At 41.5% G+C, this 749-nt stretch carries 1 protein-coding gene; it reads right to left on the reverse strand.

What is annotated here, in order from left to right; translation table 11 throughout:
* A partial coding sequence (locus tag ACFINZ_RS10640; protein ID WP_375701499.1) for a hypothetical protein occupies positions 1–749 on the reverse strand: 749 nt, incomplete at both ends.

The following is a 749-nucleotide window of genomic DNA, read 5'->3' on the forward strand; positions in this document are numbered from 1 at the left end:
ACATTTTTCCACGGATTATTGCCCTCTATCTTAGAGATTGTATGATTATTCGTCGTCGTGCCGTAATTCCTTGCAAAACCATGACCGGCATTCATAAGCATATTCAACCTATTCCAGCCGCTATTGTCTTGTTCCAGCCAACGTTCTCTATTGGCATCAACAAGGCGTTGATTGTAGTCATTAAGAACAGATGACCCCTGCAACATATTCGAATAGGCATTATTATAAGAGGGGAATAAGTTGCCTATCATGCCTAAGCGGTTTTCATTTAGTTGATCAATCATCGAATTGGCTTGCATCATATGCTGTAAATCTCTATCACGCTGGCGATACTTGATACGAGCTAATTCATCATTAAGCCCCCTCTGTAACTCATTGTTATGCGCACTAGAGCCATAAAGACCACTACCTAAAAACTGTCGATTAATACTATTTCTTATTTCACTTAAGCCCTCTTTAAGTTCCTCATCAAATTGAGAATTCGGTCCCATCAAACCACCAGATGCAATCCAGTTAAGGTTTCTCGCAGACGATGTTGGAGTATTCATCAAATGATTCATATAATTCTGATACTGATGAGGAATAGCTCCAAGACCTCCAATTGCTTGATAAGTTGGAGCACTTAAAGGTGCAACACGAGGTCCCCCATACACATTACCACCCATCCCTGTATCATACATGTTATACGCATCTGCACCCCCACGCTTAAAGACATTCTGCATCCAAGCAGGAGGGGCGCTTGTTTGTAC

The sequence above is a fragment of the Bartonella sp. AA81SXKL genome, assembly GCF_042196945.1.
Classification (GTDB): domain Bacteria; phylum Pseudomonadota; class Alphaproteobacteria; order Rhizobiales; family Rhizobiaceae; genus Bartonella.